The 16,569-nt window shown below is 28.5% G+C and carries 17 protein-coding genes and 1 tRNA gene; 11 read left to right on the top strand and 7 right to left on the bottom strand.

What is annotated here, in order from left to right; translation table 11 throughout:
- The first annotated feature begins 313 nt into the window (after positions 1 to 313).
- Positions 314 to 451: a hypothetical protein gene (locus tag HA144_RS06145; RefSeq protein WP_209043223.1), complete on the top strand. Its 138-nt coding sequence runs from the start codon at positions 314 to 316 to the stop codon at positions 449 to 451.
- A 256-nt stretch (positions 452 to 707) separates the two neighbouring features.
- On the opposite strand, the gene HA144_RS06140 is transcribed toward HA144_RS06145, so the two are convergent.
- Positions 708 to 815, bottom strand: a complete 108-nt coding sequence (locus HA144_RS06140) for a high light inducible protein (RefSeq protein WP_011132751.1) — start codon at positions 813 to 815, stop codon at positions 708 to 710.
- A 481-nt stretch (positions 816 to 1,296) separates the two neighbouring features.
- Positions 1,297 to 1,368 (bottom strand) — tRNA-Lys (locus HA144_RS06135).
- A gap of 177 nt (positions 1,369 to 1,545) precedes the next feature.
- On the opposite strand from HA144_RS06135, the gene HA144_RS06130 reads away from it, so the two are divergent.
- From HA144_RS06130 to HA144_RS06115, 4 genes are read left to right on the top strand one after another with little or no spacing between them, the layout of a single operon-like run.
- Positions 1,546 to 1,662 carry a photosystem II protein Y gene (locus HA144_RS06130; RefSeq protein WP_002807463.1) on the top strand — a complete coding sequence of 39 codons (117 nt, stop codon included), beginning with the start codon at positions 1,546 to 1,548 and terminating at the stop codon, positions 1,660 to 1,662.
- A 6-nt stretch (positions 1,663 to 1,668) separates the two neighbouring features.
- The gene (gene trmFO / locus HA144_RS06125; RefSeq protein WP_209043222.1) at positions 1,669 to 3,081 is read left to right on the top strand and encodes an FADH(2)-oxidizing methylenetetrahydrofolate--tRNA-(uracil(54)-C(5))-methyltransferase TrmFO; all 1,413 of its coding nucleotides are present in this window, start codon (positions 1,669 to 1,671) and stop codon (positions 3,079 to 3,081) included.
- A gap of 23 nt (positions 3,082 to 3,104) precedes the next feature.
- The gene (gene crtH, locus HA144_RS06120) at positions 3,105 to 4,649 is read left to right on the top strand and encodes a carotenoid isomerase (RefSeq protein ID WP_209043221.1); all 1,545 of its coding nucleotides are present in this window, start codon (positions 3,105 to 3,107) and stop codon (positions 4,647 to 4,649) included.
- 15 nt (positions 4,650 to 4,664) lie between these two features.
- The gene (locus HA144_RS06115; protein WP_209043220.1) at positions 4,665 to 5,171 is read left to right on the top strand and encodes a hypothetical protein; all 507 of its coding nucleotides are present in this window, start codon (positions 4,665 to 4,667) and stop codon (positions 5,169 to 5,171) included.
- On the opposite strand, the gene HA144_RS06110 is transcribed toward HA144_RS06115, so the two are convergent.
- Complete coding sequence (locus tag HA144_RS06110) at positions 5,168 to 5,905, bottom strand: response regulator transcription factor (protein WP_209043219.1); 738 nt, start codon at positions 5,903 to 5,905, stop codon at positions 5,168 to 5,170. The two genes, HA144_RS06115 and HA144_RS06110, sit on opposite strands and share 4 nt — an antisense overlap.
- An 86-nt stretch (positions 5,906 to 5,991) precedes the next feature.
- On the opposite strand from HA144_RS06110, the gene HA144_RS06105 reads away from it, so the two are divergent.
- Positions 5,992 to 6,261 carry a DUF6761 family protein gene (locus tag HA144_RS06105; RefSeq protein WP_209043218.1) on the top strand — a complete coding sequence of 90 codons (270 nt, stop codon included), beginning with the start codon at positions 5,992 to 5,994 and terminating at the stop codon, positions 6,259 to 6,261.
- 48 nt (positions 6,262 to 6,309) lie between these two features.
- Here HA144_RS06105 and grxD read toward each other — a convergent pair whose 3' ends face one another.
- The 4 genes from grxD to HA144_RS06085 are packed head-to-tail and all read right to left on the bottom strand — an operon-like array spanning position 6,310 to position 8,053.
- Complete coding sequence (gene grxD, locus HA144_RS06100; RefSeq protein ID WP_209043217.1) at positions 6,310 to 6,633, bottom strand: Grx4 family monothiol glutaredoxin; 324 nt, start codon at positions 6,631 to 6,633, stop codon at positions 6,310 to 6,312.
- A 3-nt stretch (positions 6,634 to 6,636) separates the two neighbouring features.
- On the bottom strand, positions 6,637 to 6,867 hold the full coding sequence (locus tag HA144_RS06095) for a BolA/IbaG family iron-sulfur metabolism protein (protein ID WP_209043216.1): 231 nt from the start codon (positions 6,865 to 6,867) through the stop codon (positions 6,637 to 6,639).
- A 12-nt stretch (positions 6,868 to 6,879) separates the two neighbouring features.
- Entirely contained in the window at positions 6,880 to 7,395 is a 516-nt protein-coding gene (locus HA144_RS06090) for a hypothetical protein (protein WP_209043215.1), read from the bottom strand.
- A gap of 43 nt (positions 7,396 to 7,438) precedes the next feature.
- Positions 7,439 to 8,053: a lysophospholipid acyltransferase family protein gene (locus HA144_RS06085; RefSeq protein ID WP_209043237.1), complete on the bottom strand. Its 615-nt coding sequence runs from the start codon at positions 8,051 to 8,053 to the stop codon at positions 7,439 to 7,441.
- A gap of 159 nt (positions 8,054 to 8,212) precedes the next feature.
- Between HA144_RS06085 and HA144_RS06080 the strand changes: the two genes are divergently transcribed.
- From HA144_RS06080 to HA144_RS06060, 5 genes are read left to right on the top strand one after another with little or no spacing between them, the layout of a single operon-like run.
- Positions 8,213 to 8,929 (top strand): pyridoxine 5'-phosphate synthase, encoded by a 717-nt coding sequence (locus HA144_RS06080; RefSeq protein ID WP_209043214.1) that lies wholly within the window; start codon positions 8,213 to 8,215, stop codon positions 8,927 to 8,929.
- An 8-nt stretch (positions 8,930 to 8,937) separates the two neighbouring features.
- Positions 8,938 to 9,255 carry an MgPME-cyclase complex family protein gene (locus tag HA144_RS06075; protein WP_209043213.1) on the top strand — a complete coding sequence of 106 codons (318 nt, stop codon included), beginning with the start codon at positions 8,938 to 8,940 and terminating at the stop codon, positions 9,253 to 9,255.
- A gap of 15 nt (positions 9,256 to 9,270) precedes the next feature.
- Entirely contained in the window at positions 9,271 to 12,453 is a 3,183-nt protein-coding gene (locus tag HA144_RS06070; protein WP_209043212.1) for an exodeoxyribonuclease V subunit gamma, read from the top strand.
- A gap of 3 nt (positions 12,454 to 12,456) precedes the next feature.
- Entirely contained in the window at positions 12,457 to 12,930 is a 474-nt protein-coding gene (locus tag HA144_RS06065; RefSeq protein WP_209043211.1) for a methyltransferase family protein, read from the top strand.
- A 12-nt stretch (positions 12,931 to 12,942) separates the two neighbouring features.
- A complete protein-coding gene (locus HA144_RS06060; protein ID WP_209043210.1) occupies positions 12,943 to 16,569 on the top strand; it encodes a UvrD-helicase domain-containing protein in 3,627 nt (1,208 codons plus the stop codon).

The raw sequence follows: 16,569 nt of genomic DNA, 5'->3' as shown, positions 1-16,569 counted from the left end.
AGCTGTTAACACAGATGATACAACTGGTGTAATGGTTAGAACATCATTCTCCTTCTAAATTTATTAATTTAGTTTAGAAAATCTCTTACGCACAAAAAGGCCTGCTAAACGCAGGCCTTTTTTGTTTATTTACATTAAATACGTTTAGTGTTTTTAAATTTCCCCTTATTGAGATTATTGTTAGTTATTCTTATTTATAAAATTATGTGAGAGTTGAAATTGAAACTATAATTTAACTAGGTAAATAATCAGCTAATTTTTTCAAAAAAATTTAAAATTTACATTTTTTCTCACTAACGTACTTCAATTAAAAATGTCCCCAATTTTTAAATGTTTGATTTGTAGAAAAGATATTGAGCGTTCAACAAAAACTTTTTGGAATAAAAAGGGTCATTTATTATGTTCAACATGCTTAGATAATATTGACGAAAAAACATCTTCAAGAAAATAACTCTAAAATCAATTCTATATAAAAAATATATCGGGTAATATCTCATCAAAATAAAGAGTAATTACTAATTAGAACTAATAACTAAGCAATCTTCGCGAACCTAATGTTATTTTTTTCAGCAAAAAGCCAATATTTTAGTTTGAATAGTTACAAAAAAAAAAGCCAACAAAATTTGTTGACTTTAAAAATTTTCAATAATTCTCGAGGCTCTTTTTTCATAAAAAAGTTCCCCTTAAATTTAATTAATAATAATGATTTAGAACCAACCAGGAATTATTTGGCCAGTTGTGACGTAAGCACCAACAGCTGCAACGAAACCTAACATTGCTGCCCAACCATTAAAACGTTCTGCTTCAGGAGTCATGATAAAAAAATGAATTTATGTAAATGATTGTAACAGGTTTTGTGAAGCTTTGTAAAGTATTTCTTCAGAAATTTGTCTAAATCAAATTTTTGCTCTCTTTAGTGATTTATTTAGCAAAAATGTGACAAAAATGTATTATGTATTTTCTTGTAAGCCTTTAAAACTTTTATGAAGAAAGAATTTGTAGTTCTTCATTTTTTAAAGCTAGTTTGATATTAAATGTAATGTTTTCGACTTTTTCCTCTCTGCGCTTATCTAGAAATTCAAATTTTCTTAATTGCATAATTAACATTGCAAAAAAAAATTATTCAGAGGCTTCAAAATAATTATTAAAATTTATAGTTTTCACAGGATTTATTAATTAAAGTAACTAATCATTTGAATCCTATAAACTAAGGCTATAAAGTTGAAAATTTTGAAATTTTTTTGTTCGAGACTGACTTTACTAAAAATTTTAAAAAAAAACTCAATTTATGGAATGTGGGTCGCCTGAGATTCGAACTCAGGACCAGCCGGTTAAAAGCCGGATGCTCTACCGCTGAGCTAGCGACCCATTTTGTAAAATTGAGTACATATGAAATTATCCCTTTTTAAGGTAAAAAAAACAACTTTTTATCTCAAGTTGAACAATAGAAAAACAATTCTTAACTTATAAAATAAAAAATTAAAATTTCTCTCTAAATTTACAGTTAAAAGTTAAAATAATCTAATAAATAATGTTATTTCAAAAATGCTCAGAACAATCGTAGTTTTTGCTCCAATTATCGCTGCTTTAGCTTGGGTAGTATTTAATATACAAAAACCAGCAAGAGAGCAGTTCAACAGAGACTTTTTGGGGAAGGATTAATCCAATTTGATAGATAAAAAAGTAATAGTTATTGGAGCTGGGCTTGCAGGATCAGAAGCTGCTTGGCAAGTAGCTAATTCTGGGACGCCAGTCAAATTAGTTGAAATGAGACCTATCAAATCAACCCCAGCTCATCATACGGGTGAGTTTGGAGAATTGGTTTGTAGTAACAGTTTCGGTGCTTTAAGTTCTGATAGAGCAGCAGGTTTATTGCAAAAAGAACTTAGAATTTTTGATTCATTAATAGTAAATACAGCAGATAAATTTGCTGTCCCAGCTGGAGGCGCTTTAGCAGTTGATAGATCTAAATTTAGTATCGCTTTGACTGAAGCTTTATCTAATCATCCTTTAATTGAAATTGAGAGATTTGAACAATTGGATCTCCCAAACGAAGAAAATATAACTATTCTCGCAACTGGTCCATTAACTGCAGATGCGTTGTCCTATGAAATTCAAGCTTTTACAGGTATTGATGCGTGTCATTTTTTTGATGCTGCTAGTCCAATTATTTTTGGAGATAGTATTGATAAAGAGATTGTATTTAAAGCTAGTAGATACGATAAAGGTGATCCAGCATATCTTAATTGCCCTATGGGCAAAACTGATTATATCAATTTCAGAAATCAACTAATAGAAGGTGAACAAGCTAATTTAAAAAACTTTGAAAAAGAATCGGCTAATTTCTTTGAGGCTTGCTTACCAATTGAAGAAATAGCAAGAAGAGGTGTCGATACAATGAGATACGGACCCTTGAAATCTATTGGTTTGTGGGATCCAAAATGGGGAGATTTATTTGACAGAGAAAATAGATTGAAAAAGCGACCTCATGCTGTTGTCCAATTAAGGAAAGAAGATTTAGAAGGAAAATTGCTTAATATGGTAGGTTTTCAAACTAACCTCAAATGGTCTGAGCAAAAAAGAATATTTAGGTTGATTCCTGGTTTAGAAAAGGCTGAGTTTGTACGTTTTGGAGTGATGCATAGAAATACTTTTTTAGAATCTCCAAAATTACTTTTACCGACATTGCAATTTATGAAAAGAGAAAACCTTTTTGCTGCGGGTCAAATAACGGGGACTGAAGGTTATGCAGCAGCAGCAGCAGGGGGCTTGCTTGCAGGAATAAATGCATCCTTATTAGCTAAGGGTAAAAAACCAGTAAGTTTTCCTGATCAATCAATGATTGGTTCTCTAATGAATTTTATCAGTAACAAAAATCAAATATTATCTAATCAGAAAAAGAATAAATTCCAACCAATGCCTGCTTCATTTGGTTTAGTTCCAGAACTAACTAAAAGAATAAAAGATAAAAGATTAAGGTATAAAGCTTATCAAGAAAGATCTACAGAAGCCTTGAATGATTTTAAAAATAAACTAAATTCTTGTTTTGATAAAGAACACTTACTTAGCAAAATTTACTAAGATTAATTATCAAAGATCAAAAAATGGAATTAAATAAGGTAAACTTCGATGCAATTATTATTGGCTCAGGAATAGGAGGGTTAGTAACTGCTTCACAATTGGCGGCGAAAGGAGCTCAAGTATTAGTTCTTGAAAAATATATTATTCCAGGCGGGAGTGGAGGCTCTTTTAAGAGAAAAGGCTATACCTTTGATGTAGGTGCTTCAATGATTTTTGGATTTGGAGATAAAGGTTATACCAATTTATTAACTCGTGCTTTGAAAGATGTGAATGAAAAATGCGAAACCATTCCCGATCCTGTTCAACTGGAATATCACTTACCACATAATTTTAATATTTCTGTAGATAAAAATTATGATCAATTTATAAGCAAATTATCAGCTAGTTTCCCCAAGGAAAAAAAAGGTATCAAGAAATTCTATGATACTTGTGCAAGTGTATTTAAATGTTTAGATTCAATGCCTCTTTTATCAATAGAGGATCCAAGTTATCTTTTTAAAGTTTTCTTTAAATCTCCATTATCCTGTTTAGGGTTAGCTAGATGGTTACCTGCAAATGCAGGAGATGTTGCGAGAAAGTTTATAAAAGATCCTGAACTTTTAAAATTTATCGATATCGAATGTTTTTGTTGGTCTGTAATGCCAGCTCTAAAAACCCCTATGATTAATGCGGGTATGGTATTTACAGATAGGCATGCTGGGGGGATAAATTATCCAAAAGGGGGAGTTGGAACCATAGCAGAGAAGTTTGTTTCTGGTATTGAAAAATTAGGAGGAAAAGTTAGATATAAAGCCAATGTGACTGAAATCCTCTTAAAGGATGAGAAAGCGGTAGGAGTTAAACTCTCAAATGGGGAAGAGATATATTCAAATATTATTGTATCCAACTCCACTAGATGGGATACCTTTGGATTAAAAGATAATACTAAAGGATTAATTTCTAGTAAAAACGTGCCAAAAAGTGAATATAGGTGGTCAGAAACTTATAAACCCTCACCTTCTTTTGTGTCGATTCATCTTGGAGTAGAGAAAAATCTAATATCCGATAATTTTAATTGCCATCATATAATCGTTGAAAATTGGGATGAATTAGAAAGCGAAAAGGGAGTTATTTTTGTTTCTATACCTACTTTGCTTGACTCTTCTTTGGCTCCAGAAGGTAAACATATCGTACATGCGTTTACTCCTTCATCGATGAGTGAATGGGAAGGCCTATCAAGGAAAGAATATTTACAAAAGAAAGAAAAATATTTTTCTTTTCTTCTTGAAAAAATATCAACTATTCTTCCTAATCTTGAACAAAATATTGATCACAAAGAAATTGGTACTCCCAAAACTCATAAAAAGTTTCTTGGAAGACATGAAGGTAGTTATGGGCCAATTCCCAGTAAAAAGTTGCTTGGACTTTTGCCAATGCCTTTCAACACTACAAAAATTCAAAACCTTTATTGTGTAGGGGATTCATGCTTCCCTGGCCAAGGCCTAAATGCAGTTGCTTTTAGTGGATACGCATGCGCTCACAAAATAGGTGCAAAGTTAAACATAAACAGTTTTAAATTGCCCGATTAAAAGGATCCTTTTGAAATGATAGAAAAATTTAAAACTCTTATTTTTGTGAAAAGCTCGTTAATTTCTCTTTATTTAGCGCTTACAATTCCTTTACCATTTATTTCAATCGAAGAATTAAAAATCCCCTCTATTATAATTTTTGCCCTAGGACTTTATTTGATAATCAATATCACTAGCGATTATGTAGAAACTTGCAGTAATAAAATTTCATATAAAAGTAGCTTTATTTCTAAATTCTTAGGGAAAAAAAATTGGGAGATTTCTTGGAAAGATATTAAATTAATTAAAACTTTACCCACTAGTCAGGGTAGTAAGGTTTATTACTTTAATACAAATAAAGGTGATAATTTTCTTATCCCACAAAGGTTGGAGAATTTCGAAAAGTTTTTAACAATTGTTTCTAAAAATACAGGCATCAATATCACTGAAATTTCTTATATATCACCTCTTTGGACTTATAGATTATTGACTTTACTCTCAGTTTTGATGGTTATTGGTGAAATTTTTGCTTTTTTAAATTAAATATTGTCAATACTGAATCGATAACCTTGTTGTCTAACAGTGGTTATCCCACCACCTTCTCCTAAGCCTGCCTGCTCCAATTTTCTTCTCAATGTTAGGACTTGAGTATCTACAGATCTGGGCCCTCCACTGAATGGGGGCCAAGCCATCCTAAGAAGCTCCTGTCTACTTCTTACCATACCAGGAGGCATAAGAAGAGCACAAAGCAGTGCAAACTCTCTTGGGCTAAGTTCTACGGGCTTTTCGCTAAGAGTAACCTGCCTTAACAAAAGATGAACTTCTAAAGGACCAACTTCAACTTTTTCTTGTAAACCTATTCTTCCTCTCTTTAGTAAGGTTCTACATCTTGCGGCCAGCTCTTCAAGTCCAAATGGCTTTCTAAGTACATCATCAGCTCCTTCATCTAGGAGATTTACTAAAGCTTCAACGCCTGATCTTGCCGTAAGAACAATAACTGAACACCCCAATTGTTGGGCAAGTCTCATTGCTGTATTTTGTTCAAGGATTTCTGCACTTACCAAAAGGTCAGGTGACTGTTCTCTACATAGGTCAATAGCTTCCATAGCTGATCCAACAGCAGCAGCAAGATGTCCATCTTGGCGAAGTCTTTGTACAAGGACCGTCCTAAGTGTGGGGTGAGGTTCAACAACAAGAACTCTTGATGGAGTCTGAGAGCTCGAAGGCAATTGTGAACTACCAGGGGTTGAAGCTAAGATTTGCTCAGTTGATTGCATTCTTAATTACTATTGGGCCAGGCAATTTTTAATCGTCCTTAATAAGGTATAACAAATGCTAAATAAAAATCAGAATCTATCGAATTATGACATCATTTGAAAATCCTAAGGCAATTCGTCATTTTCAATCAATCTGCGATAGTTGCCAAGACTTGGTTACTCGTTTTCATAGTCCATCAGACCTTAAATTATATAGTGATGGTTATCTCCAAGCCTTAAGGAATTGCAGTACTTTAGAGCAAAGAGATCAAGAGAAACTAGAAAGATTAATTGAAAGATGGATTTTGGATCCATCAAGTTTTATTGAGCCTGAGGGGGGCCAGAATAAAGGTTTTTTTGATAAAAAAAGGATTTAAAATATTAATTTTTATTAACTAAATCAGTATTTATACTTACTTATTGTCTTAAGACGCTAATTCAATTTCTATTTTTTCTTTTAGGGATCCTGAATTATACATTTCGATAAGAATATCTGAACCACCTAGAAATTCTCCCTTTAAATAAACTTGAGGAATCGTTGGCCAATCCGAATATTCTTTGATTCCTTCTCTGACCTCGAAATCGCTTAAAACATCAAAGGTATTAAATTCAACGCCTAAGGAATTTAGGATTTGAACTACATTGTTGGAAAAACCGCATTGAGGCATTAATTTAGTCCCTTTCATGAAAACCATTATGGGGTTAGAATCGATTAGTTTTTGTATTTTTTCTTTTATTGAGTTTTCCATAATTCAGTTTGGTGTTTCTGTTTTTAATGCCAGTGCATGGATAGCTTCTGAAGCCAATTCTTCCTTTAATGCAGAATAGACTAATTGGTGCTGTTTAACTAATGATAATCCATTGAATTCGGATGCAATTACAGTTACTTGTAAATGATCATTTCCTTTGATGTTTTCAACAAAAATTTGGGAACTTGGCAATTTTTTAGTTATTAATTTAATAACTTCGGTTTTTGTAATCATAATTAATTTTAATTAACCTTTATATTGAGTATCAACAAATCCCAACTGGATCAATCTTTTATAAGCTTCTTTACCTTCCGGGCTATTAGGAGACATTATTCTAATTGTTTCGATAAGTAAGGGGACAGCAACCTCAGGTTTTTTAGTTTTTAAATACAAAAAGGATAGTCTCTCATTTGTTTTTGCTAAAGCTTTCAATGTTTCCTTACCTTTTCTTTGCATTTCTTTTGGTATCCTTGCATCAACTCCTTTGAAGGAAGTATTTAGATCGGCATAAAACTTTGCAAGTTGCTGTGCTAATTTTCTTGCATCAAGGTAGGAAGATTTAGCTTTATCAAAATCTTCATTTTTTATAAATTTATCGCCGCGCTCTATGAAATATTCTACGTTTGAGATAGAGAGCTTTTTATTCTCATTTGAGAGAACTTTATAGTCTTTTGGACTTTTAATTTCTGCATGAACTAAATTTTTATAAGGAAAAGTTCCAAATACCATAAATATGATTGGGATTAATTTCAAGAATTTCATATTCTCATTAAATTATTAAAACCAATACTAACTTATTGAGGATTCATCTACCGACATTTTTTAATGCTATTTCTTCTTCTTTCATCATGTTTTGATTTAGAAACTTATTAAATTCTTTGATAGTAGTGTTTAAATAATCAGTCATTGCTATAGGTTTTCCAAAGGATAAACAAAACTCGCTCCTAAATTTCGGAGATACTTCACTGTAGGCAATTCCGATTGGAATTATAATTATGGAGTCTGTCTTTTTTGATGCTAGTCGCGCTAATCTATATAGTCCTTCTCTGAGAACTAATTTTCTGCCATATTTATTGATTTTTCCTTCTGGGAAAACAACTAGTTGTTCTCCCTTTTCTACAAGATCGATAGCGAATCTTAACGTTGAAAGAGATGGAGATAATTGGTTTATCGAAAAACATCCAAGCCTTTTTAAGAACCAACCTTGCATTCCTTTCATTTCGGATTTAGTAACCATAAATCTACAATCCTTGTTGGTTATCCTTCTACCCATTGCCATAGTGAGAACTAAACCGTCCCATCTTGATCTATGGGTTGGGGCTAAAATAATAGAGGAATTATTGGGAATTGAAAAACAATTATTAATTATTTTCTTTTTACTAAAAAAAAATCTTAGAATAATATCTTGAGTAACGAACATTGCTATAAATCCCAATACGGGGTTTATTTTATATTTATTTTTAACGGAATTTTTTTTCAAATTCAATTATTTATATATTAATAATTTAAGTGTTTGTTATTTTTTATTAGCTATTATTGGGCGGTTACTAGATTGTCTAGAAACTAAGATTATTAAATTATGACCACTTTAGGAGTAAACATTGACCATATAGCTAATGTCAGGGAGGCTAGGAGAACTGTAGAACCAGATCCTGTACAATTTGCCTTTTTAGCTGAATTAGGGGGTGCAGATTCAATAACAGTTCACTTAAGAGAGGATAGAAGGCACATACAGGATAGAGATGTATTTCTTTTGAAAGAAACAATAAAGACAAAACTCAATTTAGAAATGGCTGCTACAGAAGAAATGTTAGAAATTGCCAAAAAGCTTCTTCCAGATTTAGTAACACTTGTACCTGAAAAAAGAGAGGAAGTAACCACGGAAGGCGGCTTGGATTTAAAAATCAATACTAGATATCTGAATAATATTGTTGAAAGTTTAAAAGATTCAAATATTGAAGTAAGTGCTTTTATTGATCCTGTTCATGAGCAGATTAATTATTCTAAAGAAATAGGTTTTAAATATATAGAATTACACACTGGTAAGTATGCTGAATTAACCGGTCACGATCAATATATTGAGTTACAAAGAATTATAGAGTCTGCACATAACGCAAATGACCTTGGATTAATCGTTAATGCTGGACATGGGCTTAACTACAATAATGTAAAAAAAATTGCATCAATTAACAATATAAACGAGCTAAACATAGGACATAGTATTGTTGCAAGGGCTTTAGCGGTAGGATTAGAGAGATCTGTTCGTGAAATGAAGTCACTTATTACATCAAATTAAATTTCAAAATGACAACATATTTTTTCGTCGCGGCAAGTGAAAAGTTTTTAACTGTTGAAGAACCACTTGAAGAGATTTTGAAAGAGAGGGAGAGAAACTATAAAGAAAACAAAAAAGAAATAGATTTTTGGCTTTTAAAAAATCCATCTTTTTTGCAAACAACTCAATTTATTGATCTGAAGTCAAAAATCCCATCACCTCCAGCTGCTGTTTTGTCGAAGGATAAAAAATTTATAACTTTCTTGAAGCTTCGTTTAGAGTTTGTTGCTGTGGGTGAATTCGAATGTCCTAGTGCAGAAATAACTGATCCATATAAAGTTGAGTAAAATATAACTGATAAATTGCTCAATCTTTATAAGACAAACAAAATTGAAGTTATTAGTGAGCTTTTAGCAGAGGAACTTAAAGTCTGTCCTCCTTTTATAACTGAGAGATTAGAAATAGCTGTTCCCAATTATTTATTGGGGATGTGGTTACGTGAACAAATAACTATAAAAAATAAAATAAGCGCTCTTTATGAATTAAAGACAATATCAAGTTATACCGATGCATTATTAACAAATTTTTTTCCACAGAATGATACGGGCTTATGGAATTTTGAGTCAATTAAATGGAGCATTATTGATTCCTTGGAAGAATTAAATAGCTTTAAAGAATCACTTCCTCTTAGAATTTGGATTGATAAATATTTGGATAATAAAAAGACAATTGATGGAGATATATATAATCTGACAAAAAAGATTACGAATAATTTTATTGATTATCTAATTTTTAGACCTGAAATGATTGATCAATGGAATAAATATGAAATTAATTCACCTAGTCTATTTAAGAATTTAAATTCAGATCAATTTTGGCAACCTATTTTATATAAATTATTAGAGAAAAAGATATCAGAAAAACCTTCATGTCTATACATGATTGAAGTGATAAAGAATTTAAGAAAAATTAAAAACTTTCCACTTAAAGTGCCAAATCAAATTTATATTTTTTCCGATAATAACTTATCTAAACTACATATTAACTTTTATTCAGAACTTTCAAAATTTACTAATGTAAATTTATATTTATTATCTGCTGGGGAAGATTTATGGAATAGAATAAATTGTCTTGAGGGGGAGCTGGAATTTGATAATTTAAAAAGCAGAAATAATTTAAATAATACAAATATTGAAAAAATATTTGGTAAATTTGGAGCCAACTTTCAAAAATTAATTGATGAAAATATTGATACGGAAGGTATAAATTTAAAAAATAATCTAATTTATATTGATCCAACAACTAATTTCTCTGAGAAGAAATATATTCCTCTTCTTAATCAAATTCAAAAAAGACTAATTGATAATAATAACAATGATTTTATAGTAGATAAAACCGATGATTCAATATTACTTTATGAGCATTCTAATCAGAATAGTCAATTTGAATATTTAAGAAATAAAATTATAGAAATAATAAATTCTTGTGAGAATATTAAATATAGTGATATTGCTGTTTTATCTCCACAAACTAATCTAATTAAACCTTATCTAAGGTACATCTTTAATAATGAGTTAATTAATGGTGAAAAGATACCTTATTTTTTTATTGATGAGGATAATCATGACTCTTCAGGCATTTATGAATTTCTAATTGACATCACTGAATTAGCAAGTGAAAAAATTACACTTGAAAAAATAGATTATATTCTTTCGAAAAAAGTAACTCAAAACATTTTTGATTTTAATATTACTGAGAAGGATGAAATTATTTTCTTACTTACCAAAGCCGGTTTTCATTGGGGATTAGATGATAATGAAAAATTTGGTGAAGAGAAAAATACCCTAGATTGGTGCATAAATAGAATTACTTTAGGCTTAATTTATGACAAAGAAGTCAATTTAAGTAATCTTAATTTGAAACCATTTAGCTATAAAAATATAAGTTTGGATTTGAATAAATGGGTTAAAATATTACTTCATTTAAAAAAATATATTAATTTACTAAGGGGGTCCTTTTCCTATTTAAGTTGGGTTGAAAAGATAAAGTTTATATTAAAAAATATTGCTGATTCAAATTATAATTTGAATTTAGAAATTAGTGAAATAAATAGAATTCTTGATAATCACGCAATAACTTTAATACCCGATGATCTTATATTGTTAAAAGTTTTTAGAGAAATATTAATTTCTTGCATAAATAAAGCTAAATATCAAAGCAAATCACGGCTCAACAAGATCCTAGTAAGTGATATTGAGAATTCAAGGCATATTCCACATAAGGTTATCTTCCTAATAGACATGAATAGTGATTATTATCCAAAATTACCAAAGAATGAAAATATTAATTTATTAAATAATAAATATAACCTTGGAGATCCATCTGTTTTTGAAAGAGAGAAATATGCATTTCTAGAGTTATTAATTGCCTGTAGAGAAAAATTTATAGTTACTTGGGTAAAAAATGATAAAGACAATAAAAAATTAGATGTTTCTTTTCCTATAAAAGAGTTAATTTCTTTTTTTGATAGTTTTTTAAACCAATGCCATAGAGAACTAATAATTAAAGATTCTGATTTAAATAAAAATGAAATAATTGATCTTGATAAATCAAAGATTATTAAAAGTAATTATTCTTTAATAGAAGATATAAATTGGAATGAAAAAAAATCTGATATTAAAAATTACAAATTATCAGAATTGATTTATTGGTTCAAGACTCCACAAAAATATTGGCTTAATAAAAACAATATTTCTCCCAAGGAAATATTTATTCATCATCCAGACGAGGAGTATGTAAGCAATCTGGAAAAGTCGCAACTAATTACAAAAATAATCCAACAAATAGAGATTGATAATCATAATATTATTGATCAATTAAATGAATTAAATATTAAAGATCAATTGGCTGAAAATCGTATTATTATGCCCAAAAATAGTATTTTTACAAAAGAAAAAGAAATCAAAGAATTATTAAGCAGTCTATCTGCAAGTTTGAGTCAACATAATAATATTAATAAAATCTATGTTAAATCAAAAGCGAATAAAGAAGAATATTTAATCGCTGATGACACCGTAATTGAATTAATTAATGCGAAATTAAGTTTAAGTCGTTTGACTGAGGCTTGGATAAAATTACTCTTTATTTCTTCTTTAAAGAAGAATATAAAAAGGACTAAAGTAATTTTTAGAACAGAAAATAATTATAAATCGCAAATTATTCAATCACCAGGAGCTAAAGAATCAAATCTAATTTTGGAGGAATACATAAATATTTTTAAAAATTATTCTGAAAAATGTTTACCTCTCCCACCAGAAAGCACTTATAAATATATAGAAGCAAAAATAAAATCAAAAAATGAAAATAAAGCTTTTAAAGATAAATGGATTGGAATTAAAAATTTTTCTAAAGGAGAAAGAGATAATATCGAAATGAAAATGTGTTTTGGTAATGAAAAAGAAGCAGATTTCTTTCTTGGAAATAATAATTTTGATCAATTATCATACAGATTATATGGTCCTCTAATTGAAGCATTAACGAAATAAATAATGTCTAAATTTCAGTTGAAAAATTTTTTTAAAGCTGCTTATGATCTAATGCTTGTTTTTTTACAGTTCTTTATTATTAGTCTCCATTTTTTTAAATGGGGATTTCTTCCTCAAAAACAAATAATTCAAGCAAGTCTTTTTTCTTATCTCATGGGTATTTTAATTATCATAATCGCTTTCATAATAATGTTAGTTTCAATTAAAGACTTAGGTAGAAATTTATCCCCTTTCCCAAGACCTATTAACAATAGCAATCTTGTTACTACAGGTATTTATCGATTTACTCGTCATCCTATGTACTATTCTTTAATATTTATTTCCATTGGAGTTTTTATAATTAAATTATCTATTTATTATCTAATTTTGACAATAAGTCTAGCTTTATTAATTAAATTTAAGATTGCCTTGGAAGAGAAATATTTAGTGAATAAATTTAAGAATTACTTAATATATAAAAATGAGGTCAAAGTTTAATTTAATAAAGATATGGATATTAATCAAATTAAATTAGATAATAAGTTTAAATTAGTAGAAGCAAGTGCAGGAACTGGTAAAAGTTTTACTTTAGCTCACATAGTTCTAAGAAATGTTTTGGAGAAAAAAGTCAAACCAGATGAGATACTCTTGCTAAGTTTTACAAAAAACACTTGTTCTGAATTACGAGATAAAATACTTTCGAGATTTCAGAATTTAAAATTTTATTTGCAAAATCATAATCAAAGTAAGGTAGATAATACTCTTAAGGATTGGTATCTAAATTTTAAGGATAAAGGCAAATCTAAGGAAAAAATAATTTCCGAAATTGATAATTTTATAAATGAATTCTATAAGTTAAAAGTAACTACATTCCATGCTTTTTGTAATAATATTATTGATGAATATAGTATTGAAATAGGTGTAACTCAAGATCCATATATTGAGAATAATATTGATAATTTGTATAAAGATGTAATAGATGATTTGTGGATTGATGATTTTCTGAATCTTAATCATGAGCTTATTTCAGCAGTCAACAAAAAAAAAATAAGTTCTAGATTTGGAAGTAGGATCAATAAGTCATTTTTTGTAGAAATTTTAAAAAATATAGATCAAGAAAATATCTGTAAATTTCAAATAAATAACAAATATAAGATTATTGATTTAAATAATTATTTTAATGAATTTTTTTATTTAAATTGGAACGAATTTTGTGTTGAATGGAATAAGAAAGGAAAGGAATTATTTTTACAACTCATAGAGTTGGGAAAATTAATTAAGGAGAGTGGTGGAAAAAGTCAAATATATGCAGCAAAGCCAAGAAATGATAAGTTTAATCAAATAATTTGTTGGATTGAAGAGATTAACAAAAGTCTTAATTCTAAAAATGTGATTGATTTTATATATGATATTTCTAAAGATGATCTTTTATCTAAATATTTTTACAATGAAAATATATCTAAAGAAATTAATAAACATAATCTGAAATTAGATTTTACTAAATTTAATGAATTACAGGACAAAATTTATAAAATAAAAGAGGGTTTCTATACTGAATTTGTAAGAATATTTACCCAATTAGCTTATATAAAATTAATTGAATTAAAGAAAAGTTTTTCTATTTTCAACTTTAATGATCTTATAAAGACTGTAGAAAATACATTTCTAGATTCAGAAATTAGTAATAGTAATACTCTATCTAGTATTCAAAATAGATTTAAATGTGTCTTAGTAGATGAGTTTCAAGATACAGATATTACTCAGTGGAATTTAATACAAAAGTTCTTTAATACAAAAAATCATTTTTTACTTTGCGTAGGTGATCCAAAACAAGCGATCTACAAATTTAGAGGTGGAGATATTGAAACTTACTTAGATGCAAGATCTAATGCAATCGAAGTTTTTAGTCTTACAGATAACTATAGATCCTCAAAAAAGTTACTCGATGTTCTTAATAAACTTTATAAGAATGGAATTAAACAATCAAAACTAAACTATAGGAAATTAACCTCTAGAATTAATGAAACTTTTAATTCTGAATTTAAGTTTAAAGATGTGTTTGAAATTGTAGAATTTTCAAAAAAAGAGACTGATATAGAGGATCTTGTAACTCATTACATAGTTAACTTTATTTTAAATAATAAAGAAATTGATATTAATAAAATTGCGATTCTTACATTAAACAATTCGCAATGCTTAGATTTAAAAAAAAAATTAAATCACTTTAACCTCCCATGCAAAATTCAAAATAAACAAAATATTTTTGATACGGAAGCAAGTTCTCTAGTATTTTTATTCATTGAATGTTTATTAAATCCGAGGTCTTTTAAAAATATAACTTTGCTTGCCACTTCAAAGTTTATAGAAATAAAATTAGAAGATTTACTTGATGATGGAATTAGTAATAATTTAGAAATCTTAATTAATAAATGCATTACTTGGTCCAAAGAACTAAGAGAAAAAGGTTTTTTAAACATTGTTAATGAAATCCTTATAAATTACAAGTCATCCTCGATTATTCAAGATTCAGATTTAAATTCAAATTTATTTCAACTTTCAGAAATTGTTGAAAAAGAATTAATGAATAATGATTTTAATCTCAATATAGTCTTCAACTGGTATAAAAATCAGTTAGATCATATTTTAAGAATTTCTACTGGAGAAGATTTTTTGGCGAAAGATTATAATCCTCAAAATGGAATAAATCTTTCTACCATTCATAGTAGTAAGGGCCTCGAATTTGAAATTGTCCTATGTCCTTATCTCTCAATTATCTCAAATAAGTCAAATAATATTAAAGGACCTCTTTGGAAATCAACTATTGATAGAAACATATACATAAATATTTCTAATAATTACTCGAAGGTTGAAAAATTTAAATTAACAGAAGAAGAAGATTTATTTAAAGAGAGTGAGAGATTAATTTATGTAGCACTTACAAGGAGCAAATATAAACTTATTGTTTTTAATGATCTAGAAGATAGAAATAATATTTTAAATAATGATTTACTTAGTAATTTGGAAAATATCAATATATATAAGTCTACTTTTGAAGTCAGGATAGAAAAAGAGAAAATAAAAGAAATTTTTTCTAAGTTCCAAACAAACCGATTGAATAATAATCTTTGGAAAATCGATCATGTTAATAAAAAAATATCTAATGAATTTAATTCTGATCAATTTATTTCTTATTCAAGTTATTCTTCTTGGATACGTAAAGATAAAAATATTGATGCAGTCATTAATCAATATCAGGATTATGAAGATAATATATCAATTATCAAAGAGTCTATCATTAGGAAATCAAAGAATTATCCTAATTATTTTTCTTATCCTAATCCCTTAAGTGAATTCCCAAAAGGAACTATTGCTGGGACTTGCCTTCACAAAATAATAGAAAGATTTGAATTTAGAAACGATAATAATCAAGAATTAATTGATTTAATTATTGAGGAATTGAACTTTCATCAAATCGATACTTCTTTGGCTTTTAAAGTAAAAGATGCGATTATAAGAATTATAAATATATCTTTAGGAAGCGAATTACAAAATAAGAAACTAGTTGATATCCCAAATGAATACTTAATTAAGGAACTTAAATATGATTTAACCCTTTCTTATGAAGGTAAAAATATTAATGCTAATGATATATCAAAATGCTTTTTTTTAGATCAGGAATATGAATTTGGTGAAGAATATGCAAACAAAATAAATGATCTTCAAATTATGAATAAAGGCTTTCATTCAGGATGTATTGATTGTGTTTTCCCTGTAGGTAATAAATTAGAAGATAGTAAATGGTGGGTAATTGATTGGAAAAGTAATTTGATTTCTGGTAGTGATAATAGTGATTGTTTACCAATAAACTATAACTATGAAAATATGAGAAATGAAATGATTAAACATCATTATCCATTGCAATCTCATCTATATTTATTAGCATTGCATAGATTATTAAAGTGGCGACTTAAAAATTATCAACCACATAAACATCTAGGAGGATATATTTATTTGTTTTTAAAGGGATTGCCAGATTTTGAATTATTTGAAAATTCTAAGTCGAAAGATATATCTCCAGGTATTTTTATTGGCAAAGCACCTTTAAAAAGAATTAATTATTTAGATAACCTTTTTTAG

It is taken from the genome of Prochlorococcus marinus XMU1404 (genome assembly GCF_017696175.1).
In the GTDB taxonomy this organism is placed as follows: domain Bacteria; phylum Cyanobacteriota; class Cyanobacteriia; order PCC-6307; family Cyanobiaceae; genus Prochlorococcus_A; species Prochlorococcus_A marinus_X.
Note: the sequence above shows the minus strand (reverse complement) of the source record. Positions and strands in the feature narration are given on the sequence as shown.

Bases quoted from the DNA above. Each gene is read 5' to 3' on its own strand.
- HA144_RS06145 (WP_209043223.1), top strand. From the start codon at position 314: ATGTCCCCAATTTTTAAATGTTTGATTTGTAGAAAAGATATTGAGCGT.
- HA144_RS06110 (WP_209043219.1), bottom strand. From the start codon at position 5,905: ATGCAATCAACTGAGCAAATCTTAGCTTCAACCCCTGGTAGTTCACAA.
- HA144_RS06140 (WP_011132751.1), bottom strand. From the start codon at position 815: ATGACTCCTGAAGCAGAACGTTTTAATGGTTGGGCAGCAATGTTAGGT.
- HA144_RS06065 (WP_209043211.1), top strand. From the start codon at position 12,457: ATGTCTAAATTTCAGTTGAAAAATTTTTTTAAAGCTGCTTATGATCTA.
- HA144_RS06060 (WP_209043210.1), top strand. From the start codon at position 12,943: ATGGATATTAATCAAATTAAATTAGATAATAAGTTTAAATTAGTAGAA.
- grxD (WP_209043217.1), bottom strand. From the start codon at position 6,633: ATGGAAAACTCAATAAAAGAAAAAATACAAAAACTAATCGATTCTAAC.
- HA144_RS06115 (WP_209043220.1), top strand. From the start codon at position 4,665: ATGATAGAAAAATTTAAAACTCTTATTTTTGTGAAAAGCTCGTTAATT.
- HA144_RS06130 (WP_002807463.1), top strand. From the start codon at position 1,546: ATGCTCAGAACAATCGTAGTTTTTGCTCCAATTATCGCTGCTTTAGCT.
- HA144_RS06080 (WP_209043214.1), top strand. From the start codon at position 8,213: ATGACCACTTTAGGAGTAAACATTGACCATATAGCTAATGTCAGGGAG.
- HA144_RS06075 (WP_209043213.1), top strand. From the start codon at position 8,938: ATGACAACATATTTTTTCGTCGCGGCAAGTGAAAAGTTTTTAACTGTT.
- HA144_RS06095 (WP_209043216.1), bottom strand. From the start codon at position 6,867: ATGATTACAAAAACCGAAGTTATTAAATTAATAACTAAAAAATTGCCA.
- HA144_RS06085 (WP_209043237.1), bottom strand. From the start codon at position 8,053: ATGTTCGTTACTCAAGATATTATTCTAAGATTTTTTTTTAGTAAAAAG.
- HA144_RS06105 (WP_209043218.1), top strand. From the start codon at position 5,992: ATGACATCATTTGAAAATCCTAAGGCAATTCGTCATTTTCAATCAATC.
- crtH (WP_209043221.1), top strand. From the start codon at position 3,105: ATGGAATTAAATAAGGTAAACTTCGATGCAATTATTATTGGCTCAGGA.
- HA144_RS06090 (WP_209043215.1), bottom strand. From the start codon at position 7,395: ATGAAATTCTTGAAATTAATCCCAATCATATTTATGGTATTTGGAACT.